Origin of the sequence: Hydrogenophaga sp. (genome assembly GCF_031426985.1) — a bacterium.
GTDB lineage: Bacteria > Pseudomonadota > Gammaproteobacteria > Burkholderiales > Burkholderiaceae_C > Hydrogenophaga.
This window is the reverse complement of the sequence record NZ_JASJOY010000232.1, coordinates 1-21,341: the sequence shown is the minus strand read 5'-3', so window position 1 is coordinate 21,341 and position 21,341 is coordinate 1. Positions and strand designations below refer to the sequence as shown.

Here is a 21,341-nt window from a genome sequence, read left to right as displayed (position 1 = left end):
GGCTCGCCCGAGCGCAAGGCGGCTGTGCGCGCCGGCAATGGTCCGAGCGTCGAGGAATACATGGCGCGGTGGGCAGATCCGAAAAACCGCCTGAACGGCATGGACGCCGCGGGCCAGAACGCGCAAGTGCTGTCGGTCCCTTCGCATTGCTACATGTACTGGGCCGACCCCGAGTTCTCGGTCCGTTTTGCCACCAAGGTCAACGACATCCTGGCTGACTACTGCTCAGCAGCGCCAGATCGCCTGATGTTCTGGGCCCATGCGCCGCTGAATGCACCGCACGATGCGGCGAAGGAAATTCGCCGTGCCTGCACCGAGCTGGGTGCCAAAGGACTGGTGGCTGGTGGCGCGAACTTCGGCGGCCTGGAAGCCGATTCGCCGCAACTCGATGTGGTCTGGAAAACGATGTGTGACCTGGATCTGCCGATCTTCATTCACGGCTACAACCAGTCGGTCACCTGGGGCATGCAGGCCGACCACGACAAGTACGAGACCACGGCCATCGTGGGCATGAACTACGACGAAACGCGTTTCTTCTGGTACCTCATCAACGGTGGCGTGCTGGATCGCTTCCCCGAACTGAAGGTCTACATCACGCACGGTGGCGGATACATCCCCTACCAGCTCGGTCGTCTGGCCCAGACCAACCGCAATCTGGATGTGAAATTCAACAAGAAGCCCGTCGAGGAATACCTGAAGAATTTCTGGTTTGACGTGGAGCTGCACGAAGTGCCGATGCGCCAGGCCCTGGTCGACATCATCGGCGCCGACCGCGTGCTGTATGGCAGCAACTTTGGTGGCAGTGACGCCGTTCGCCACGACCTGACCGATGGCCTTCGTCTGTCGGATGACGATCTGCAGAAAATCCGCTGGAAAAACGCGTGTGAACTGCTGCATCTCGATCCGGCCAAGCTGGGCAAACCTGCCACCAAAGTCGTCGCATGAAACTCGCACGCTGCTCCGATGGCGGCGCACCGTTCTGGGCGCTGGTGGATACCGAACGAGGGGAGCTTCGCCCGATCGAGGGCGGCGTGCCCGATTGGGGGCCATCGGTCACCCGTGGTGAGGGGGTGTCCGCACTGCGGTTCACCGGGGCGGTGCTGCCCATGGCTTCGGTGAGACTTCTGCCCCCGATCGAGAAGAGCAACCGGGTGGTGGTGGCGGGCGCCAACTACGCCAAGCACCTCGCAGCAGACTTCGGCATCAAAAGCCACAGCCAGCCCATCGCCTTCCTGAAGGCCTACGGCGCACTCATCGGGGCCAACGACGCGCTGCGTTACCCCCCCTTGACCCAGGAGCTGGACCACGAGGTGGAGCTGGTGGCGGTGATCGGTGATGTGGTCAATCGCCAGGACCCGATCGCCAGTGTGTTGGGGTATACCGTGGGCAACGACGTGAGTTCGCGCGATCTGCAGCGCAGTGGTCCGCCCGGTGTGGGGATGGACCTGTTTGCAGCCAAAAGCGGCGACCAGACCACGGGACTCGGACCCTGGATCGTGACCCGCGATGAATTTCCCTCTGCAGGCAAGTTGTCGCTCCGTCTTTTGCTGCGCGTGAATGGCGAGCTTCGGCAGGACGGCGACACCGCCGAGATGACCTGGGATGTGGCGGAGCTGGTGAAGTTTGTGGACGAACGTTCGAGCTTCGAAAGCGGCGATGTCATGTTCACCGGTTCGCCAGCCGGCACGGGGCAGGGTTCCGGCAAATTCCTCCAGGTGGGTGACGTGGTGGAAGCTGAAATCCCGGGCATTGGTGTCCTGCGCAACACCGTCACGGCGAAGCAATAAACATTCAGAAAGAAATCAAATGAGCATCACGCAAAACAAAGTGGTCGTCGTCGGTGGCGGCCTGATGGGAACGGGCATTGCCCATGCCTTCGCCAGTTCGGGGTTCTCCACCGTGCTGGTGGACAGCAACGAGGCCGCGGCCGCCAAGGCGCTCGCCGCCGTGGCCAAGATCCTGGACGACGGCGTTCGCCTCGGCAAACTCGATGCTGCGGTGGCCGAGGCCGCCAAGGCTCGTCTCACCACGCAAGTGGATCTGGCCACGGCATCCGCAGGGGCGGCGTTGCTGGTCGAAACCGTGACCGAAAACATCGTGGTGAAGAAGCAGGTGGTGGCCACGGCCGCCGCCCACATGCTGCCCCACGCCATCATCGCCAGCAACACCTCTGCGCTGAGCGTGACCGAGATCGCCACGGCCGTGCCCAACCCCGAGCGCGTGGTGGGCATGCACTTCTTCAACCCGGTGCACAAAATGAAACTGGTCGAACTGGTGCGCGGCATCGCTACCAGCGACGAAACGGTGGCCAAGTCCCGTGAGTACAGCGATGCCTTGGGCAAGACGTCGATCATCGTCAACGAGTCCCCCGGCCTGACCACCAGCCGCATGTCGGCCATGCTGGGCAACGAAGCGATGTGGATGCTGCAGGAGGGCGTGGCCACGGCCGAAGACATCGACACCGCGCTGCGCATGGGTTTCAACCATCCGATGGGACCGCTGGAGCTGGGCGATTTGACTGGATGGGACACCCGGCTGTCGGTGCTCCGCTACCTGCATTCCACCTTGGGTGACAAGTTCCGCCCGTGCCCGCTGATCATCAAGATGGTGGCCTCCGGTCGCCACGGCCGAAAGACCGGCGCGGGCGTCTACCAGTACGACGACAAGGGCCAACGTGTTCCTGGCTCCGGCCTGAAAGCGAGCGTTCTGTGAGCCGCGCTGATGTCGTGATCGTCGGTGCGGTTCGCACGCCCGTCGGAAAATTCAAGGGCAGCCTGGCGGGCGTTCGTGCCGATCACCTGGGGGCCGTGGTTCTGGACGAACTCATCACCCGCGCCGGGCTTGAACCGGAAGTCGTGGACGACGTCATTTTCGGCTGCGTCACGCAAGTGGGCGAACAGTCGGCCAACATTGCACGCACCGCACTGCTGGGTGCCGGCTGGCCTTGCTCGATTCCCGGCCTGACGATTGATCGCAAATGCGGTTCGGGTGAGGAGGCCGTGCACGTGGCCGCAGGCCTGATTGCCTTCGGCTCGGCCGATGTGGTCGTGGCCGGCGGTGCCGAAAACATGAGCCGGGTGCCCATGGGCAGCAACCGCAGCATCCACGGCGAGGCCTTTGGCTGGATGGCGGCCGACCGCTACGAAATGACCGGACAAGGCGAAGCCGCTGAACGTCTGTGCGATCAATGGGGACTGGTGCGCGAGGAACTCGATGCGTTCGCGGTGGAAAGCCACCGCCGTGCGGCCGCCGCTGCGCTGGCCGGCCATTTCCAGAAAGAAATCGTGTCGGTGCCTGTGGCGCAAGTGCGTGAGAAGAGCGCCGAGGGCGAGGCGCAGCTGTTCTCTGCGGATGAAACGATCCGCCCGGGTACGGCGGCTGAAAAGCTGGCGACCCTCAAGACCAGTTTTCGCCCAGACGGGCGCCTGACCGCCGGAAACTCGTCACAGATTTCCGATGGTGCGGCCGCGTTGCTGCTGATGTCCTCGGCCAAGGCCGAGTCGCTGGGTCTCAAACCCCGCGCCCGCATTTGCGCCATGACCACGGTGGGCTCCGACCCCACGCTGATGCTGACGGGGCCGATCGCGGCCACCCGCAAAGTGCTGGCACAGGCGGGCCTCACGCTGGACGACATTGACCTCTTTGAGATCAACGAAGCGTTCGCGCCGGTGCCGATGGTGTGGATGAAGGAGCTGGGTGTGTCCGCCGAGCGGTTGAATGTCAATGGCGGCGCCATCGCGCTGGGCCACCCCCTGGGGGCCAGTGGTGCGCGCATCATGACCTCGATGCTGCACGAGCTGGAGCGCCGCAGTGGCCGCTACGCGCTGCAGGCCATCTGTTGCGCTGGTGGCATGGCCACCGCCACGCTGATCGAGCGTCTGTAGCCGTGGCGCGCCTGCCGCTGGTTCCGCTGGCCGATTTTCCGAGGCCACTGGGTGAGGCCGTGCAGCGGGGTGTGGACACCCGCATGCTCAGCTCCACCGTGCCAGTCCAGGTGTGGGCCCACCGGCCGCAGGCGGCGCTGGCTTGGCTGGCGCTGCTGGACCAGTTCCACAACCATGGGGTGCTGGACGCGCGCCTGCGGGAGCTGGTGCGCCTGCGCATCGCCAGCATCACGCAGTGCCAGGCCTGCCAACTGGCGCGCAAAAGTGATCGTGTGGACGCGCAAGACATTGAAGCCCTCAACTGCCTGCAACCCGGCAGCGAGCACTTCACGCCGGCCGAGCGCGCGGCGCTGATCTATGCCGAGCTGTTCGCGGCCGACGCACACGCCATTGATGAACCCCATTTTGCCGCGCTGGCGGCGCACTTTTCGACCGCCGAAACCGTGGAGCTGCAGATGTTCTGCGCGTTGATGCTGGCGGGTGGTCGCATGACTTTGGTTCAACAAGCCTACGAGGAAACACCCCGATGAGCTCATCGATTTTCGACATCCCCCTTCAAGCCCTGGACGGTTCCGATACCAGCCTCGCTCCATTCAAGGGGCAGGTGATTCTGGTCGTCAATGTGGCGTCCAAATGTGGCCTGACCCCGCAGTACGCCGGCCTGCAGGCCCTGTACGACCGGTTTCACCACCGTGGGCTGCAAGTCACGGGATTTCCGTGCAACGACTTTGCCGGTCAGGAGCCGGGAAGCGAGGGCGAGATTCGCGACTTCTGCGACACCGAGTACCACGTGAACTTTCCGTTGTTCTCCAAACTGCGCATCAACAGCGAACCCCGCCATCCACTGTACGCCGCGCTTATTGCCGCGCAGCCACAAGCCCTGGCGTCTGGTGATTCGCTGCTGCGCGACACCTTGAGCAAGCACCAACTGCTGCCCAAGGGCGACACCGATGTGATGTGGAATTTTGAAAAATTCCTGATCGACCGCAACGGTACCGTGGTGGCCCGTTTTGCCCCCGATGTGACACCCAACGACGCACGGCTGATTTCGGCCATCGAGGATGCCCTCAGTTGATCCGGCGACCCGCAGCGAGCGTTCCCGGTTCGGGTGGACGCTGCTGACGCTGGTCGCTGCCCAGGTCGGTTTGCATGGTTGCCTCAACGGCATGCGCATGACCATCCCCTTGCTGGCGGTGAACGAGTCGCGTGGCGCGGCCGTGATCGGGCTGCTGATGGCCCTGTTTGCCGTGTTCCCCTTTTTGCTGGCCATTCCCGCCGGTCGCCTGGTGGACCGGCGGGGGTACCACCTGGCGACGCGCATCGGCGCCTTGCTGGCCCTGGTGGGTGCGATGCTCGCTGCGTTGAGTTCCCATGTGTGGGCACTGGGAGCCGCTGCTGCCATGGTGGGTGCCGGCTCCGCGATGGGCATGATTTCGCTCCAGCGCACCGCCGGCCGGCTGGCCCGTGGCGAGGCCGAACGCCTGAAAATTTTCAGCTGGGTGGCCCTCGCTCCGTCCATCGCCACCTTTGTCGGCCCCTTGCTGGCGGGCGCGCTGATCGACCAAGTGAGCTACCGCGCCGCGTTTGTCGGTTTGGCGCTGTTTCCCTTGGGGACGCTGCTTGCCACCACCCGGGTGCCTGCTGAAGCACCCCGGGCGCCGACCAAACCGGTGGCCGCGCCACAGAAGGCCTGGGACCTGCTGGGGAACAGTGATCTTCGGCGGCTGTTCTTCATCAACTGGCTGATTGCCGCTTGCTGGGACGCACACGCATTTGCCTTGCCGATCCTGGGCCATGAGCGGGGATTGAGCGCATCCGCCATTGCCATGGTGCTGGCCAGCTACGCCGTCACGTCGGCCTCCGTGCGACTGGCGATTCCATTCATGGCGGAGCGTTTGCAACCCCGGTGGGTGATGACCGGCGCGCTGGCCCTGACGGCGTCGGTGTTTCTGCTCTACCCCTGGCTGGACAGTGCGTGGGCCATGGCCGTCTGTGCCGGCACCATGGGCCTGGGACTGGGTGCCATCCAGCCCGCGGTCATGTCCAGCCTGCACAGCTTCACACAGCCCGAGCGCCAGGGTGAGGCGCTGGGGCTTCGGTCCACCGTCATCCACTTCTCCACCCTGGTGATGCCCTTGAGTTTCGGCGCCGTGGGCGCCGTGCTGGGTGTCGCGCCGGTGTTCTGGATGACCGGGGCGGCGCTGTCTGCGGGCGCCTGGGCCGCATTCGGCTTGCCTTCCCGGGCCAGGCACGCCTGACGGGTCCAGCACACCACTGTGCACCCACGTCAATCACTCTGGTCAAACCACCGCAAGGAAACACGATGCTGAAGCTGTATCACTCACCCGGTTCCAATTCAACGCGCATCCTGTGGCTGCTGGAGGAGCTGGGCGCCGACCGGGAGATTGTGGTGGTGAAGTACCCGCGCGCCGACGGAAGCGAGGCTGATCCTCGCAACCCGCATCCGCACGGATTCACGCCGGCACTGGAACACGAGGGTCATCTGGTGTCGGAAACGGCTGCCATTGCTCTGTACCTGACCGATCTGTATCCCGATGCGGAAGTCGGTGTGCCGGTGGGCCATGCGCTGCGCGGCGCCTACCTCACCTGGCTGTTCTATCAGGTGGGCTTGACCGAACCGCTGGTCTACATGAAGGGGCAGGGTCTGCTGGCGCAGGACCCGGCGATGGGCGGCCTCAACGAATCAATGATGCGGCACATCAGGCACACCTTGCAACGCGGCCCCTACCTGCTCGGCCGACGTTTCACCGCTGCCGACATCCTGTTCATGAGCCTGTTCGAGATGGCTCGGCCGCTGCTGGGCGACTGTCCGGTCGTCGACGCCTACCTCGCACGTGCCGACCGCCCCGCGCGGCGCCGTGCTTTGGCCCTGGACCGCTGAGTCGCCGCACGGTAGTCAACCGTTTCCTCGCCCGATCCCCATTCGTTATCTGGAGCGCACATTGATGTCCCGTTCTGTCGTACTTGTCACCGGCGGCGCACGCCGCATCGGGCGGGCCATCGCGCTCGACCTGGCTACCGCCGGATGGAGCGTCGCGTTCAGCTACCGCCATTCGTCGGCCGAAGCGCAAGACACCTTGCGGGAACTGCGCCGCCACCCAGGGCAGGCGGAAGCCCTCTTTGCCGATTTGAGTGACGAGGCCAGTTGCTGTGCGCTGGTGCCCGAGGTGGTGAAGCGATTCGGCCGCATCGATGCGGTGGTGAACAACGCATCCACCTTTGAGTACGACAACGCCGAGACCTGCGGACTGGCAGCCATGGAGCGGCACTGGAAGGCCAACACCGCGCCCGCCATTTTGCTGGCCCAAGGTCTGTACCAGCACCTGAAAGACACCGGACGCACGGGGTGCGTGGTGAATCTGCTCGATCAGAAGTTGTGGAATCCCAACCCTGACTACTTCTCCTACACCCTGTCCAAGGCGGCGCTGGAGGCGGCCACCAAGATGCTGGCCATGGCCATGGCGCCGCAGCTGCGTGTGAGTGGCGTGGCCCCGGGTCTCACCCTGCTGTCGGGCCCGATGAGCGAACAGGAGTTTGATGTGGGCCAGCGGCTCAATCCACTGGAACGAAGTTCGCCACCGGAGGACATCGCCAGTGCCGTGCGCTTCTTGCTGACCTCGCCCGCCACGACCGGCTCCACGATCCTGGTGGACGGTGGCCAGCACCTGTCTCGCCAAACGCGCGACGTGATGTTTCTGGCACGCGAAATGGAAGCCCACTGACATGCCCCACGCGCTCCTGATTTCCGAACTGGCGCAATGCAGGCGTCTGTTCCTGCGTAACCATGAGGTGGATATCGGCATCGGGGCGCATGCCTTTGAACAGGGGCGCCGGCAACGCGTTCGGATCAATGTGGATCTGTACGTGCCACTTGCTTGCAGCACGCCTGTGGGCGATGCGCTGGATGAGGTGGTGGACTACGACTTTGTGCGTGAGATCGTTCGTGAACGGGTGGATCGAGGGCACATCCGGCTGCAGGAAACGCTGGCCGATGATCTGCTGCGCGTGTTGCTGGCCCATCCCCAGGTGGTGGCCGCAAGGGTCTCGACCGAAAAGCCCGATGTCTACCCCGACTGCGAAGCGGTCGGGGTGGAGGTGTTTGGATTCAAAGACGCCAGGCAGCACCCCCTGGGCGTTCAGGCACAGCAGACTCAGTGAGGGGTGCGCTCTTCCAGGCTGGTGCCATGGGTCCACAGCAGCAGCAGCACGCTGAACACCGCGGAGACCACCAGGGATGAACTCACCGAGGTGTGCTCGGCCACCACGCCCCACAGAACAGCTCCTCCGGCGCTGCCGCCCATGATGCTCATCTGGTAGATTGCCATGCCGCGGGCGCGCAGCTTGGTGGGCAGCACCAGCTGGGCCGACATGGTGAGCGTGTTGGCCACACACAGCCAGACCGCACCCGAGAGCGCCAGCGCGGGTGCCAGCGTCCACGCGTTGGGCGCCCAGACAGCGCCCAGCGTGGCCAGCGCGTGCAGCCAGACGCCGGCATCGATGATGCGGTTGCGCGCCGCCATGGCTGGCAGACGGGGCAGGGCCATGGCTGCGAGCACGGCGCCCGCGCCCATGGCCGCGAGCAGGGCGGTGTAGGTGGCTTCGTTGGCACCAAGACCTTTGGCGACCAGAGGCAGCAAGGCCACCAAGGCCACGGCCTGGGCGAAAAACACGAAAGCGCGGAACAACACCGCCCGGAGGATGGGCGAGGCCCGTGCGTGGCCCACGCCATCGCGCATGGCCTGCAGCAACCGGGTGCGCTCGGTGGGGGGCGTGTGCGGGGGAATAGGGGCACGCCAGATCAGCACGCCAGCCAGAATTGACAGCACGGCATTGAGCGCAAACACCATCGCCGACCCTTGCCAGGCCAGCACGATGCCCGCGACGATCGGACCCAGCACACGTGTCAGGTTGATGGCCAGCGCGTTCAGGGTCAGGGCCGACGAGAGCAGGCGCCGCTCGACCAGGTCGGGCACCAGGGCCGAAAACACCGGGAACCGGAACGCCAAGCCGATGCCATTGAGCAGGCACAGCAGCAACAGCGTGCCTGGCGTCAGGGCATTGCTGCCGGCGAGGACCGCCAGAACCGCCGCCACCACAGCGATCCAGGCTTGTGCCACGGCCAGAAAACGTCTGCGGTTGAGCAGATCGGCCAGGGCGCCGCTGGCCAGACCCAGCACAAACAGGGGCAGTGTGCCGGCCGCCTGCACCCAGGCCACCCAGACGGGGCTTTCGGTGAGCTGGGTCATGCGCCAGGCGGCCGTCACCTCGTGCATCCACATGGTCATGTTGCCGGATAACCAGGCCAGCCACAAATAACGAAAGCCCGAACCTCGGAAGGGTTCGAGCAGCGAGTTGGAGGGCGTGTGTGGCATCAGGTCGGCCTGCCCAACGGCTGGCGCCGTCCGCAACGGGAGAGGTTCACCGGGTTCCATGGCTCTTGGATTTGGCCATGTCGACGAGGTCGGCCATGGTCGGGTTGTGGGCCAGCATGCCGCCGTCGGCGATGTAGGTCTGGCCGTTGATGTAGCGCGCTTCACTCGATGCCAGGAAGCACACCAGCGCGGCGATGTCTTCGGGTTCACCGAATTCAGGCACCAGCAAATGGCGCTGCATCACGTCGATCACGCTGGCCGCCGCACCGCGCGTGCCCGGTGTCAGCACCAGGCCCGGGGCAACGGCATTGCAGCGCACGCCCTGGGTGCCATGGTGGGTGGCGATTTGGCGCGTGAGGCCGATGATGGCGGCCTTGGACACGCTGTAGGCCATGCGCGTGATGTCGCCCGAAAACCCGCCGGTGGATGCGGTGTTCACGATCGCTCCGCCGCCCTGGGCGATCATGGTCGGCAAGGCGTACTTGCAGCCCGCCAGGTAGCCGCGCAGGTTCACCGCCATCACCTGGTCCCAGACCTCGAACTCGATGTCGATGGCGTTCTTGTCTTTGGCGTGAATGGCCGGAGAGCTCAACGCGGCGTTGTTGTGCAGCACGTCCAGATGGCCGAAACGATCCACCGTTCCTTGTACCAGTTGCTGGATGCTGCGCACGTCGGCAGCGTCAAAGACCTGTGCACTGGCACGCGGGCCCAGTTCTGAGGCCAGTGTCGCGGCACGTTCGGCGTTGACGTCGGCCACCACCACGGTGGCGCCTTCGGCGACGAGCCGCCGGCAGGTGGCTTCACCGATACCGGAAGCACCCCCCGTGACGATGGCGATCTGGCCTTTGAACCGACCCTCGTGCGGGCCGGGGAGTGCGGGCTTGCTCATGGTGTCTCCGGTGTGGCGGCGGCGGCGAAGCCGCGGAACTGTTCGAGATTCACACTGGCATCCTGGGGCGGTTGCAGGAAGTAGCGCACGTGTAGCGTGCCGGGGCCAAACTGGTAGGTCTCGATGCTCTCGATCACCTGGCTGCTGCCCACGATGCAGTTGCGGTGGTGAACGGCGGCTTCGTTGCCATTGATGATGGTGTTCACCACCTCCAGGCGAAACTGGTGGTTGTGTTTGTCGAACATCTCTTCGATGACGAGCCAGCCATCGGCCTGCTGGGCACGGCCCACGTATTCGATGTTCAGTTCGGCAGGGGCCATTTCACGGTAAAGCGCCAGCAGACCGGCCTTGTCGTGGTGGTTCCAACAGCGAACCTGGCCGGTCATGAAACGTTGAATCTGCTCGGGGTTGATCTGGGACATGGTGTTTTCTTTCGGTGCAGGCACTCAAGGTTGGCGAACGAAATAGCGCACGGTGAGCTTGCCGTTGTCAAAGCTGTAGAGCTCGATGGTCTCGATGGCCAACGTGCTGCCGCGCACTTTGTTCCGGTTGTGACACGCGGCCTCGTTGCCGTTGACGATCAGGGCGACTTCTTCGATCTCGATCTTGGCGCTCTGTTGGGCCCACATGCCCTCCAGCACCGGCCAGCCCTCACCCGCAGGCCCGCGGCCCACGTACTCGATCTGCAAGCCCTCGGGTGCTGCTGTGCGGTAGGCGGCGAAGAAGCCCTCCTTGTCGCCCCGGTTCCAGGCCTGCACCTGGGTGTGCAGAAAGTGTTCGATGGTGGATGTGTCCATGGCGTGGTCTCCGGTTCAGGTTTCGGTGCCACGGACATTGCGTGCCGTGCCGTTTCGTTTGTCGCTTTCGCCCCAGGCCATCCAGCGGTCGGGCTCACGGGTGTCACCCACCTTGCGCCAGCGACCCTCCTGCTGGGCGGTGATGGGGAAGCCGCCCACGAAATCGATCATCCGGCCCCTCGGGTCGGGCAGGAATTCCCACTCCTCCTTGCCTTCCAGCACGATGCGAGCCTCTTCGGCAAACCAGCCATCGGCTTCATGGCGCACCGTGCCCTCGGTGTCCGTGGTGCAGCGGACCTCACCCTTTTCGTTCTGGAAAATGGCGTAGCCCAGTTTGTCGTGACCGACCAGGAAGGAGCCGACGTCCCAACTCCCGTCCTTGTAGATCGTGGCGAAGTTCCACCAGATGACGTGCATCTTGTTGTTGACCACCAGGTCTTTGTGCATGTGGATGGCGGCGCCTTCGGCCATCCAGGCCTGGTCCAGGGAAATGATGCCCTTGACCTTTTTGCCCTCGCAGGTGCCCTGCACGTCGTAGAGCTGCGCGACGTAGAAGGTGCCCCAGTCCACCCCGGGCAGGTACCACTGCATGCCATTGCCGATGAGCTTGCCCGTGAGGTCGAAAAGGCCTTCTTCCTTCCAGCTAAAGTCGGTGCCCGAGGCGGTCAGCCGCCAGGGTTGGCCGGGGTCTTCCGGGTGGCTGGACCACCAGGCGGTGTCGCCGTCGAGTCCGCGCGCCGGGAACATGGTGAGCGCCCGGGGGGCGATCTTTTCCTTGTCGACACGGATGTTCTTTCCGTCCAGGCGGGTGCTCTGGTAGATGAACTTGGTGGGGTTGGGCGTGCTGCCCGGTGCGTTGAGGGCGCGCACCATGGAGTAGATGTGGCCTTCTTCGTCGCGCACGCTGCCAAATGGCATGTGTTTGGTGAGCTTGAGGCCAAAGTGGTCACGCAGGTCGGCCAGCTGGGCGCCGCTGACCTTTTGCGGGCCAACCAGGCACTGGTAGCCGAAGTCGGCGCGTTCTGGGATGGTGTCGAAGGTTCGCATGGTCGGTGGCTACTTGCTCAGTCCCAGATCACGTGCACGTGCTTGGCACCGCGCAGGTGGGCGCCTTCAATTTTGGGTGCGGGTTGTTCGGGATCGAGCCGCACATTGGGGAAGAGGTCCAGGATGCCGTTGATCGCGCAGTTCAGTTCGAGCTTGGCCACAAACTGGCCAATGCACATGTGCGGTCCGAAGCCGAAGCCGAATGACGGTTTCTGGCGGCGGTCGATGTCAAACACGTCCGGGTTCTCGAAGGCGCTTTCGTCGCGGTTGGCCGAGGCGACCATGCATTGCACGAAGGAGCCCTTGGGGATCAGGACGTCGCCGATCTGCACGTCGGCCGAGGTCTCGCGCACCTTGAAGGTGGAAGAGGGTTCGAAGCGCACGGCTTCGTCAATCAGCTTGGGCACCAGGTTGCGGTCGTTGCGCACACGCTCGAGCAGGCCGGGGATCGTCAGCAGGAACGTCATGGCGGCACTGAAGGTTCGCGTGGTGGTCTCGCCGGCTGCGGGCAGCAAGGAGCGGGCGAAGGTGGCGACCTCGTGGTCATCCAGCTTGTGACCTTCGTATTCGGCGTTCATCAGGCGGGTGATCAGGTCGTCACCCGTGGCACCCTCGGCGCGGCGCCGTTTCACCTGTTCCATCAGCGCGTCGTACAGGCTCTTGACGGCAATGGCCGCGATCCGGCGACCTTCTTCGGCCTTGGCTTTGTCCAGCTGGTTCGCCGCCAACATGGACAGCGCCCAGGTGGCGTATTGGTTGTACTGGTCGGGGTTGTCTTCCGGGAATCCGACCAGGGCGTACATGGCGCGCACGGGAAAGTGCAGGCCCATCTCCATGAGGTCGGCTTTTTTGTTGGGCAGCAAGGGCTGAAGGAAATCTTCACGCACGACCCGATCGATCTTCGGGCGCCACTTGTTCACGTTTTCGGGCATGAAGGCCGGCTGAAGCAGGGCACGGACCTTGCGGTGGGCCTCGCCGTCCATGCCGAGGATCATCAGGCCGTCCCATACCTTGCCCATGCCTTCAAGGATGAAGCCGCTGGTGAAGGTGTTGGCGTCCTTGAGCACGTTCATCACGTCCTGGTACTGGAACACCGCGTAGGTCGGTTTCGTCTGCAGTCCGGCGTTGGTCGGAACCCCCAGGAACTTGGCGATGAAGTCACCTTCGTAGACGCGTGTGGTCTGGCGCATCTCGCGGCAAGCGGCATAGAGGTCGTCCGTCTTGCCGCGGTAGAGGTCGGACACGCTGGCGTAGGCTGCTTCCAGCTTCTGGGCGTTTTCGGTACTGGCTTTGGTGGGGGTGGTCATGGAGTGTCTCCTTCAGGGTTGGAAGTGGGTTTCTAGGCTGGGATAACGGACTTACTTCAGATAACGTTTCACGCGGCCCGCTGCGATGCGACCTGGCAGCCCGTTGATACCGCCACCAGGATGGATGCCTGCGCCGCCGAAAAACAGACCCTTGACGGGCAGTGTCTCGCCACCCAGCCCAAAGGCAGGCCGCATGAGTCCCGTGCGCGAGGCCCCGGTGTCGATGTGCACCACACAGCCGTTGGGAACGTTCAACCGGGCGGCGAAGTCAGGGGCAGCCTCTGCGCGGCGACCGATCTCCAGCGCTTTGAGGCCGGGGAGGTACGCATCCGTCTGATCGATGACCGTCTGTGTCACCTGGGCCCGGATGGCATCCCATCCTTGGCGCGGTTCCAGGGGCATGGCGATCGGGTACAGGTACGCAATGTCCTGGCCCTCAGGGGCCTGAGTGGGATCGACCGCGCTCGGCGCCGTGGCCCACAAATAGGGCAGCTGGGACACTTCACCGCGCGCCGCGCATTTGAAGTTGTCGAGCACGGCTTCGACGGTGCCGATCAGCAGCACGCTCTTGCGCAGGCTCAGTCCGTCGCTGCGCAGGGCTTCGTGGCGGCTCGCGCGCACCTGGCCGCTGAGCGCGATGTCGATTTTCATGGGCGAACCGCCATGGCCGTTGGCCGGTGCCAGATCGACCCGTGTCAGGTAGCGGCGTTCGACGGCGCCAGGCGTCACCATGTGCAGCGCTACCCTGGGGTGCACCGCAGCGATCACGCTGCGCGACGTCAGCACCTCACCACTGGCGAGACGGACGCCTTGAGCCTCCCCGTTATGGGCCACGATCTCGGCCACAGGCGCGTTGAGTCGTATCTCGCCCCCGAGCTCGGTCAGGCGGGCCGCCAGTGCATTGGACAGCGTCTGCATGCCCCCCACGGCGCGGCCCAGGCCAAAGCGCTGGATGAAGCCCAGCAATGCGAAATACACGCCGGTGGCTTCACCGGTGATGGGGCCGGCGGCACCCAGCAGGCAGCACAGGGCGGACTGCGTGACCGGGTGCTCGAACCGTTCCATGATGGAGGTGTAGGCGGGGCTCCCGATCAAGCCCATGAGCTCCGGCTTCATGTGGCGGTTCTTGATCAAGACCTTGAGCGCCTGCCATTTCGCCCCCAGATTTTTCTGCGCCGGATCGACCCGCATCATGGGGATGGCCAGGTCGATGAAGGTGTTCACCAGTTTCATCAGGGCCAGGAATTCCGTGGCATCCGCTGCACTGAAGCGGCGGATCTCGGCGGCGGTCTGCTCCGCACTGCGGCCGAACACCAGCGAACTGCCGTCCGGGTGCAGATAGACATAGCCGGGGTCCATTTCGGTCTGGCGAAAGCCATGCCGTTCCAGCTGCAGTTCCTGCGGCATCATGGGATGCACTCGCAGGGACATCAGGTCCAGCGCACAGGGGTGCACCAGATGGTTCGGCGCCTCGGGGATGAGGTAGCCGGACGAGGCCATGCCGCCGACTTTGGCGAGGGATTCGAGCACGACGACCTTGCGGCCCTCGGCGGCGAGGTAGCAGGCGGAGGCCAGTCCGTTGTGGCCTCCGCCAATGACGATGGCGTCGTAAGGTGTGCTTGTGCTCATTCGGGTTCCAGTAGAAGGTTCCAGCAAGGAAAAGGGCAGATTCGGGGAGGGGCAGATTCAGACCGGGTTGACCGGTTTCCACCAGTGCAGGTGTTCGGAGGCGCCTTGCAGCAGTTGCCAGGCGGTGTCGACGGCCCGGCGAGCTGCGGGGCGCTGCATGCCCAGGCCCAGCAGGATCATGACCACGGTCTCGCGGATGCCGGCGCCGTCAAGTTGGCCCGTTCGGGAGATGCGCCTGGCTCCCTCGACACTGGTGCCGATCACCAGGTCAAAGGCGGCCTCGATGGCGTCGAACTTGAAGACGCCTTGATCGCGTCCATGGTTCAGGCTGCGGTAAACCAGTTGGCGTCGGGGGTCCTCGCCGCTGGTGCGGTCGATCATGTCTGCGTGCGAAATGATGGCACCGTGAGGGGGGTCCATCGCCGCTCGGGCTAGTGCCATCAGCGGGCCTGTGGCCAGCATCACCGCGCTATCGTCCAGGGGGCCGAACAGGCGGTCGTAGCTGAGCAGCATCTCGCTCGCCGCGCTGCGGCCGATTTCGACCAGCACCTCGTCCAACGTGTCGAAGTACTTGTAGAAAGTGCCGCGTGACACATCGGCCACACGGATCACGTCGTCGATCACGGGGCGGCGTCCTCCGGGGCTCTGGCTGTAGACGTCCATGGTCGCCGCGATCAGGCGTTCGCGCATGCGGGCACGCCGCTCGCGCGCCACTCGGTGGCGATGATTGGCCTCAGGCTGTTCATCTTCAGGCGGTTCTAGGTGGACCTGGCGGGCGTTCATGGTCTTCAGGTGACGAGGCGGATGTCGTTGAGCAGAACCAGGTTCGATTCCTGCTGGAGTAAGTCGATCAAATGTTGAACAGTTGTCGACATTGTGATCATATAAATTCAAAGTGACATAGGTGTTTACTATGATTTCAGGCAGGTTTACCCGCTTGTGATTTCGTGTTAAGTAATGCAGAATTTAAAAAACTGTTCATAAATAAACCGATGCTACGCACCCATGTGAGTGCCGGGCATGAAACCTGAAATGACCAACTCCACCACCAGTACCAGCAGTCTTGAGCGGGCATTTGCGGGCGTCGCAGATAACTACCGCGGTTCCGATGTCGATCTCAACGCGGTCTACGCGGTCATGCGCCGCGACTCGCCAGTGATCGCGGAGAACTTCATGGCGGGTCTCGGTGTTCCCAACATTGCGGGGCTGGACGCGAACCGCCCGACGTTCACCGTCTTCAAGTACCGCGAGGTGATGGCGGTGCTTCGGGATGCGACCAACTTCACCAGCGGTTTCATTGCGGAAGGCTTGGGCGCTTTTTTTGACGGTCTGATCCTGACCGGCATGGATGGAGAAGAGCACCGCAAGGCCCGTGCATTGCTGCAGCCGATCTTCATGCCCGACGTGGTCAATCGGTGGAAGCCGAAGATGGACGCCATCATCCGCAGCGAGTACCTGCAGCCCCTGGTGGCCAGCAAGCGTGCCGATCTGATGGACTTTGCGTTGCACTTCCCGATCCGCCTGATCTATTCGCTGATCGGCTTCCCGGAGAACGAGCCTGAACGTGTCAAACAGGTTGCGGCCTGGGCACTTGCGATCCTGGCAGGCCCTCAGGTCGACCCGGAAAAGGCGGCCCAGGCACGTGGGGCGGCCATGGAAGCCGCCAAGCAGCTCTACGATGCTGTCAAGGAAGCGGTGGTTCAGGTGCGAGCCGCGGGTGCAACGGGCGAGGACCTGATCAGCCGGCTGATTCGTGCGGAATATGAAGGCCGCCAACTGGACGACCACGAGATCACCACTTTTGTTCGTTCGCTGTTGCCAGCCGCCGGAGAAACCACCACGCGCACGTTCGGTTCGCTGCTGGTGTTGCTGCTGGAGCGTCCGGAATTGCTGGAGCGTGTTCGCAACGACCGCGCGCTGGTCAGCAAAGCGATCGATGAAGCGGTTCGATTCGAGCCCGTGGCCACGTTCAAGGTGCGTCAAGCCGCGCAGGATCTGGAGATCGATGGGGTGAAGATCCCCAAAGGTGCCATGGTGCAGGCCATCGTGATGTCGGCCAATCGCGATGAGGAAGCCTTCGAGCATGCGGACCGGTTCGACATCGACCGCAAACCCAAGCCGTCGTTTGGATTTGGCTTTGGCCCGCACATGTGCATCGGCCAGTTCATCGCCAAGACCGAGATACAGGTGGCGCTGAACGCGGTGCTCGATTTGTTGCCCCATCTGCGCCTGGATCCCACGAAGCCTGCTCCCCAGATCACCGGCGCACAGCTGCGTGGACCGCACGAAGTGCATGTGGTGTGGGACTGAGGGGCTTCACTGTATGAAATACCCATTCCCCCTCTCGCGTCGCCAGATGCTGCTGGCCAGTGCCGCCTGTGGGTTGTCCAGCGTGCTGATGGCCCAGGAAATCTATCCGGCCAGGGCCGTGAATCTGGTGGTGCCATTTCCGCCTGGTGGTCTGGCCGACAGCGTGGCGCGAATGCTCGCACCCTCGCTGGAACGGGCGATCGGACAACCCGTGGTGGTGTTGAACCGGGCCGGTGCGGCGGGTGCGATCGGTGCGGCGGCGGTGGCCACTGGCAAGCCCGATGGCTACTCGGTCCTCTTCACGTTGTCGAGTTTGTCCACCTTGCCTGAGCAGGCATTGGTCAACCAGCAGAAGCCGGCTTTCTTGTTGAGCCAGCTCAGGCCGATCGCACGCATCAGCACCGACCCCCTGGCCATCGTGGTCAGGGCCGAGAGCCCTTTCAAATCCTTGGGCGAAATGATGGTCCAGGCGCGCTCAAAGCCGGGTGAGGTGAGCTACGGCTCGTCGGGCAACTACGGCACCGTGCACGTGCCGATCGAGATCTTTGCCCATGAAGCGCAGCTGAAGCTCAACCACATTCCTTATGCGGGCGGCGGTCCCTTGATGGTGGGGCTGCTGGGTGGTCAGGTGGACTTCACCATGCTGCCTCGCTCGTCGATCACGTCCCAGGTCCGTGCCGGCAAGCTGCGCATCCTGGCAACCGTGGGCGCTGAAGCGTGGCCGCAGTTTCCTTCGGTTCCAAACACCGCGGCTTTGGGTCTGAATGTGGATGTGCAGCCCTGGACGGGCGCGTTTGTTCCCCTGGACACCCCTGCTGCCGTGGTGGACCGGCTGCGCTCTGCGTTTCGGATGGCCACAGAGAATGCCGAGTTCAAGCAGGCGTTGCTCAAGGCAGAGGGCGGCCCGGCCTACCTGGACGCGGCCGAGTTCCGGACCTTTTGGGACCAGGATGCCGCACGCCTGACCCAGGCGGTCCGGCGCATGGGCAAGCTCGAATAGGCGGCCACGATGGACCTGGGCATTGCGGGCCGCAAGGCCATCGTCTGCGCTTCATCGCGGGGGCTCGGAAAGGCCTGTGCCGTGGCGCTCGCGCGCGAAGGCTGCCTGGTGGTGATCAATGGTCGCCACGCGGACACGCTGCATGCGACCGCTGCGGAGATCGCTGCCATCTCGGGACGCTCTCCCGTTGTGGTGGTGGCGGATGTGAGCACCGATGCAGGGCGCACGGCGTTGCTGGCCGCCTGCCCGGCCCCCGACATCCTGGTGACCAACAACGGGGGGCCGGCGCCCGGTGAGGCCGGGCAATGGGACCACGCCACCTGGATCGCCGCCGTTGAGAGCAACATGCTCAGCGGCATTCTGCTGATTCAGGCGGTGGTGCCCGGGATGCGGGCGCGCCGCTTCGGGCGCATCGTCAACATCACCTCGGCGATGGTGAAGTCACCCAAGTTGATGCTTGGTCTTTCCACCGCTTCGCGCGCGGGCCTGACCGCTTTCTCGAAAGCGATGTCCAACGAGGTGGTGCGCGACAACGTCACCATCAACAACCTGCTGCCCGAGCGCATCGAGACCGATCGCATTCGGTACATGACCGGGCAGCTGGCCGAGCGTCGGCAGCTCACGCTGGAGCAGGCCCGTGCCGAATTGCTCAAGCCGGTCGCCGCCAGGCGGTTTGGCCGACCCGAGGAGCTGGCCGATGCCTGTGCCTTTTTGTGTTCGGCGCAGGCGGGGTACATCAGTGGCCAGAACCTTCAGGTGGATGGCGGCAGCTACGAAGGCCTGATTTAACGAAGCGGAGCAGAGAGCGTTTTCCAGTTTTCGGGAGGCGTTTCGGTTTCTGCAAAATCCAGTTCAACTTCAACGCCGTTGGGGTCGTTGAAAAACAGCTGCCATGTCCTGTTCGCGCCCGGCGAACGGATCAAGCGCAGATTCACATCGTGCGCACGCAAGCCGGCGATGGTGTCGGTCATGCCCTCGGCCCAATAGGCCATGTGGTCGAGCGCACCCCGTCGGGGCGTGGGCATCTGCTCCACGGCCACCACATGCAGGACAGGGTGCTCGTGCACATAGAGCCACAGACCCGGGACCGGGAACGGAGGTCGCGGTCCCTCGCGCATGCCCAGCAGGTCGACATAGAAGCTGCGGGTGGCCTCCAGTTGGTCGGTCACGATGGTGAAATGGTCGGGTCGCTGGATCACAACAGACTCCTTGGCTCTCGCCGGTTCGGTCACGCGGGGTGGAACGGGTGGGGTGCCTTCAGGCGCTGGAACGGTGGACGGTTCGACGAAGCTGCATCACCAGCAGGAAGCCCGCGATGCCCAGCAGCCCCGAGACCAGGAACACCTCGGCGTAACCCCAACCCGAGGCGATCAAGCCCATCAAAGGTCCGGCCAGGCCCACCGCCAGATCAAAGAACAGCGACAAGGCACTGAGTGATGCACCCCGATTGGCAGGGGGTGTGCGCTCCAGGGTTTCCACCCCCAGCCCCGGGTAGACCCATGAAACACCGATACCGGTCAGCCCGGCACCGAGCATCACCAGTTCGGGTGAGGGGGCCTGCCATATCAGCAGCAAGCCCAGGCTCTGGACGAGCATGCACGCCGCGACCACCCGGTAGCCACCGAACCGTGGCAGCAAGTTCGGGGAAACCAGTCGGGCGACGATGAACGCCACACCGAAACTGCTCAGGCAGTAGGCGGCGTTATCCCACCCGAGGCTGTTGAAATAGAGCGCGATGAAGGCGGTGAGGCTGCCAAAACCCACCGAACTGCAGGCCATGGCGACGCCGTTGGGCATGACCGCCAGGAACACATGGCGGAAGGGTTGACGGGCGCCCGACACGATGGTTGCCGCTGGCCGGGTCGATGCGAACAGCAAGGCCGCAAAGCCGAGAAGGGCGGTGCACAGTCCGATGCCGATCAGGTGTGTTCCATCGCGAACGAGCACGCCCAGAGGGGCACCCAGCGCGGTACCTCCGTAGGCGGCGATGCCGTTCCACGACATCACGCGGGCCGTGTTCTGGGTGCCGTACAGGCCGATGGCCCAGGTGCAGCACGGTGTCGATACCAGGGCAGAGGAGACGCCCAGAACCACGCGTCCCGCCAGCAGCAGCCCTGTGCCGAGCCAGAGTGGGGCATGTAGGAAGATCGCGAGGCTGGTCAACACCCCGCTGAGAACCAGTCCGCCGAGCCCGTACAGCACCACGCGTTTGGAACCCCATCGGTCGGCCAGCTGGCCGCCCAGCGGGCGCGACAACAAAGTGGCCATGTACTGCACGCCGATCACCAGCCCGGCAAACACGGGACCCAGGTCCAGGTCGCTCAGCACATAACCGGGCAGCACCGCGAGCGGCAGCCCGTTGCAGACGTAGGACGCGAAGTTGAAACAGACAATGGAAACGATCCCGAGGTTGATCCGCCCAGGCGTTGCCGCAGGTTCGCTCATGTGGGGGCCTGGGCCGCGACCGAACCCTGATCGGGCGAGGTGTGATCGGAGACTATTGCACGGCGGGCAACCGCACCACCATGCCGTCCAGCGCAGCAGTAACCATCAACTGGCAGGACAGTCGGCTGTTGGGCTGACGGGGCTCGCCCGTGCAGTCCAGCATGGCGTCTTCGGTGTCACCGACGGCGGCCAGTTGATCGGCCCAGGGTTGTTCGACATACACGTGGCAGGTCGCGCACTGGCAGGCCCCGCCACAGTCGGCGTTGAGGCCCGGAAGACCGTTGGCCAGCGCGGCTTGCATCACGCTGGTGCCTTCGGTGACCTGCAGCTCGGTTCGTTTGCCGTCGGGGGTGACGCAGATGATGTTGGGCATGGGTGTTTCCTTAAATAGAGGGAGGGGGTCACAGCGATCGGCTGATGATCTCTTTCATGATCTCGCTCGTGCCGCCATAGATGCGGGCCACCCGGGCATCGACCCAGGCGCGGCTGATCATGTACTCGCTCATGAAGCCATAGCCGCCGTGCAGCTGCAGCAGCTCGTCGAGGATTTTTCCCTGCATCTCGGAGCCCATGAGCTTGCACATCGCACCGACCTCGGCACTGAGTTCGCCTCGCATCGCTTTCGCGAGGCAGTCGTCGA

25 protein-coding genes are annotated in these 21,341 nt (G+C 64.1%); 13 read left to right on the top strand and 12 right to left on the bottom strand.

Going from position 1 to position 21,341, the window contains the following annotated elements; all coding sequences use genetic code 11:
- From RMP09_RS23405 to RMP09_RS23360, 10 genes are all read left to right on the top strand, one after another.
- A partial coding sequence (locus tag RMP09_RS23405; RefSeq protein ID WP_310568378.1) for an amidohydrolase family protein occupies window positions 1–945 on the top strand: 945 nt, incomplete at its 5' end.
- A complete protein-coding gene (locus RMP09_RS23400) occupies window positions 942–1,787 on the top strand; it encodes a fumarylacetoacetate hydrolase family protein (RefSeq protein WP_310568377.1) in 846 nt (281 codons plus the stop codon). The genes RMP09_RS23405 and RMP09_RS23400, both read left to right, overlap by 4 nt.
- 19 nt (window positions 1,788–1,806) lie before the next feature.
- Window positions 1,807–2,712 (top strand): 3-hydroxyacyl-CoA dehydrogenase, encoded by a 906-nt coding sequence (locus RMP09_RS23395; protein WP_310568376.1) that lies wholly within the window; start codon window positions 1,807–1,809, stop codon window positions 2,710–2,712.
- Window positions 2,709–3,884 carry a thiolase family protein gene (locus RMP09_RS23390; RefSeq protein WP_310568375.1) on the top strand — a complete coding sequence of 392 codons (1,176 nt, stop codon included), beginning with the start codon at window positions 2,709–2,711 and terminating at the stop codon, window positions 3,882–3,884. Before RMP09_RS23395 ends, RMP09_RS23390 begins: the two co-directional genes overlap by 4 nt.
- A gap of 83 nt (window positions 3,885–3,967) precedes the next feature.
- A complete protein-coding gene (locus RMP09_RS23385; protein WP_310568374.1) occupies window positions 3,968–4,414 on the top strand; it encodes a carboxymuconolactone decarboxylase family protein in 447 nt (148 codons plus the stop codon).
- A complete protein-coding gene (locus tag RMP09_RS23380; RefSeq protein WP_310568373.1) occupies window positions 4,411–4,959 on the top strand; it encodes a glutathione peroxidase in 549 nt (182 codons plus the stop codon). The genes RMP09_RS23385 and RMP09_RS23380 overlap by 4 nt, the downstream gene beginning before the upstream one ends.
- Window positions 4,960–5,056: 97 nt before the next feature.
- Entirely contained in the window at window positions 5,057–6,142 is a 1,086-nt protein-coding gene (locus RMP09_RS23375) for an MFS transporter (protein ID WP_310568372.1), read from the top strand.
- A gap of 65 nt (window positions 6,143–6,207) precedes the next feature.
- Window positions 6,208–6,786 (top strand): glutathione S-transferase, encoded by a 579-nt coding sequence (locus RMP09_RS23370; RefSeq protein WP_310568371.1) that lies wholly within the window; start codon window positions 6,208–6,210, stop codon window positions 6,784–6,786.
- A gap of 64 nt (window positions 6,787–6,850) precedes the next feature.
- On the top strand, window positions 6,851–7,627 hold the full coding sequence (locus RMP09_RS23365; RefSeq protein ID WP_310568379.1) for an SDR family oxidoreductase: 777 nt from the start codon (window positions 6,851–6,853) through the stop codon (window positions 7,625–7,627).
- A 1-nt stretch (window position 7,628) separates the two neighbouring features.
- A complete protein-coding gene (locus RMP09_RS23360) occupies window positions 7,629–8,063 on the top strand; it encodes a dihydroneopterin aldolase (protein ID WP_310568370.1) in 435 nt (144 codons plus the stop codon).
- Here the strand turns inward: RMP09_RS23360 and RMP09_RS23355 are convergent.
- Genes RMP09_RS23355 through RMP09_RS23320 form a run of 8 tightly spaced genes read right to left on the bottom strand, consistent with a single transcriptional unit; the run spans window position 8,057 to window position 15,729 of the window.
- A complete protein-coding gene (locus tag RMP09_RS23355) occupies window positions 8,057–9,277 on the bottom strand; it encodes an MFS transporter (RefSeq protein ID WP_310568369.1) in 1,221 nt (406 codons plus the stop codon). The two genes, RMP09_RS23360 and RMP09_RS23355, sit on opposite strands and share 7 nt — an antisense overlap.
- Window positions 9,278–9,323: 46 nt before the next feature.
- Window positions 9,324–10,166: an SDR family NAD(P)-dependent oxidoreductase gene (locus RMP09_RS23350; RefSeq protein ID WP_310568368.1), complete on the bottom strand. Its 843-nt coding sequence runs from the start codon at window positions 10,164–10,166 to the stop codon at window positions 9,324–9,326.
- The gene (locus tag RMP09_RS23345; protein ID WP_310568367.1) at window positions 10,163–10,588 is read right to left on the bottom strand and encodes a nuclear transport factor 2 family protein; all 426 of its coding nucleotides are present in this window, start codon (window positions 10,586–10,588) and stop codon (window positions 10,163–10,165) included. Before RMP09_RS23345 ends, RMP09_RS23350 begins: the two co-directional genes overlap by 4 nt.
- A gap of 24 nt (window positions 10,589–10,612) precedes the next feature.
- Window positions 10,613–10,963, bottom strand: a complete 351-nt coding sequence (locus RMP09_RS23340; protein ID WP_310568366.1) for a nuclear transport factor 2 family protein — start codon at window positions 10,961–10,963, stop codon at window positions 10,613–10,615.
- A 15-nt stretch (window positions 10,964–10,978) separates the two neighbouring features.
- Window positions 10,979–12,010 carry a hypothetical protein gene (locus RMP09_RS23335; RefSeq protein WP_310568365.1) on the bottom strand — a complete coding sequence of 344 codons (1,032 nt, stop codon included), beginning with the start codon at window positions 12,008–12,010 and terminating at the stop codon, window positions 10,979–10,981.
- A 17-nt stretch (window positions 12,011–12,027) separates the two neighbouring features.
- Window positions 12,028–13,317: a cytochrome P450 gene (locus RMP09_RS23330; RefSeq protein ID WP_310568364.1), complete on the bottom strand. Its 1,290-nt coding sequence runs from the start codon at window positions 13,315–13,317 to the stop codon at window positions 12,028–12,030.
- Between the two features lie 51 nt (window positions 13,318–13,368).
- Window positions 13,369–14,973 (bottom strand): NAD(P)/FAD-dependent oxidoreductase, encoded by a 1,605-nt coding sequence (locus tag RMP09_RS23325; RefSeq protein WP_310568363.1) that lies wholly within the window; start codon window positions 14,971–14,973, stop codon window positions 13,369–13,371.
- Window positions 14,974–15,003: 30 nt separating this feature from the next.
- A complete protein-coding gene (locus RMP09_RS23320; protein WP_310568362.1) occupies window positions 15,004–15,729 on the bottom strand; it encodes a TetR/AcrR family transcriptional regulator in 726 nt (241 codons plus the stop codon).
- A 249-nt stretch (window positions 15,730–15,978) separates the two neighbouring features.
- Between RMP09_RS23320 and RMP09_RS23315 the strand changes: the two genes are divergently transcribed.
- From RMP09_RS23315 to RMP09_RS23305, 3 genes are read left to right on the top strand one after another with little or no spacing between them, the layout of a single operon-like run.
- Window positions 15,979–17,256 carry a cytochrome P450 gene (locus RMP09_RS23315; protein ID WP_310568361.1) on the top strand — a complete coding sequence of 426 codons (1,278 nt, stop codon included), beginning with the start codon at window positions 15,979–15,981 and terminating at the stop codon, window positions 17,254–17,256.
- A 13-nt stretch (window positions 17,257–17,269) separates the two neighbouring features.
- Window positions 17,270–18,256, top strand: a complete 987-nt coding sequence (locus RMP09_RS23310) for a tripartite tricarboxylate transporter substrate binding protein (protein WP_310568360.1) — start codon at window positions 17,270–17,272, stop codon at window positions 18,254–18,256.
- 9 nt (window positions 18,257–18,265) lie between these two features.
- Window positions 18,266–19,045: an SDR family oxidoreductase gene (locus RMP09_RS23305; RefSeq protein WP_304834709.1), complete on the top strand. Its 780-nt coding sequence runs from the start codon at window positions 18,266–18,268 to the stop codon at window positions 19,043–19,045.
- Here RMP09_RS23305 and RMP09_RS23300 read toward each other — a convergent pair.
- The 4 genes from RMP09_RS23300 to RMP09_RS23285 all read right to left on the bottom strand — a co-directional run.
- A complete protein-coding gene (locus RMP09_RS23300) occupies window positions 19,042–19,455 on the bottom strand; it encodes a VOC family protein (protein ID WP_310568359.1) in 414 nt (137 codons plus the stop codon). The two genes, RMP09_RS23305 and RMP09_RS23300, sit on opposite strands and share 4 nt — an antisense overlap.
- A 58-nt stretch (window positions 19,456–19,513) precedes the next feature.
- A complete protein-coding gene (locus RMP09_RS23295) occupies window positions 19,514–20,701 on the bottom strand; it encodes an MFS transporter (RefSeq protein ID WP_310568358.1) in 1,188 nt (395 codons plus the stop codon).
- 52 nt (window positions 20,702–20,753) lie between these two features.
- Complete coding sequence (locus tag RMP09_RS23290) at window positions 20,754–21,074, bottom strand: 2Fe-2S iron-sulfur cluster-binding protein (protein WP_305335799.1); 321 nt, start codon at window positions 21,072–21,074, stop codon at window positions 20,754–20,756.
- A gap of 28 nt (window positions 21,075–21,102) precedes the next feature.
- On the bottom strand, window positions 21,103–21,341 hold a 239-nt coding region (locus RMP09_RS23285), incomplete at its 5' end, for an acyl-CoA dehydrogenase family protein (RefSeq protein WP_310568357.1).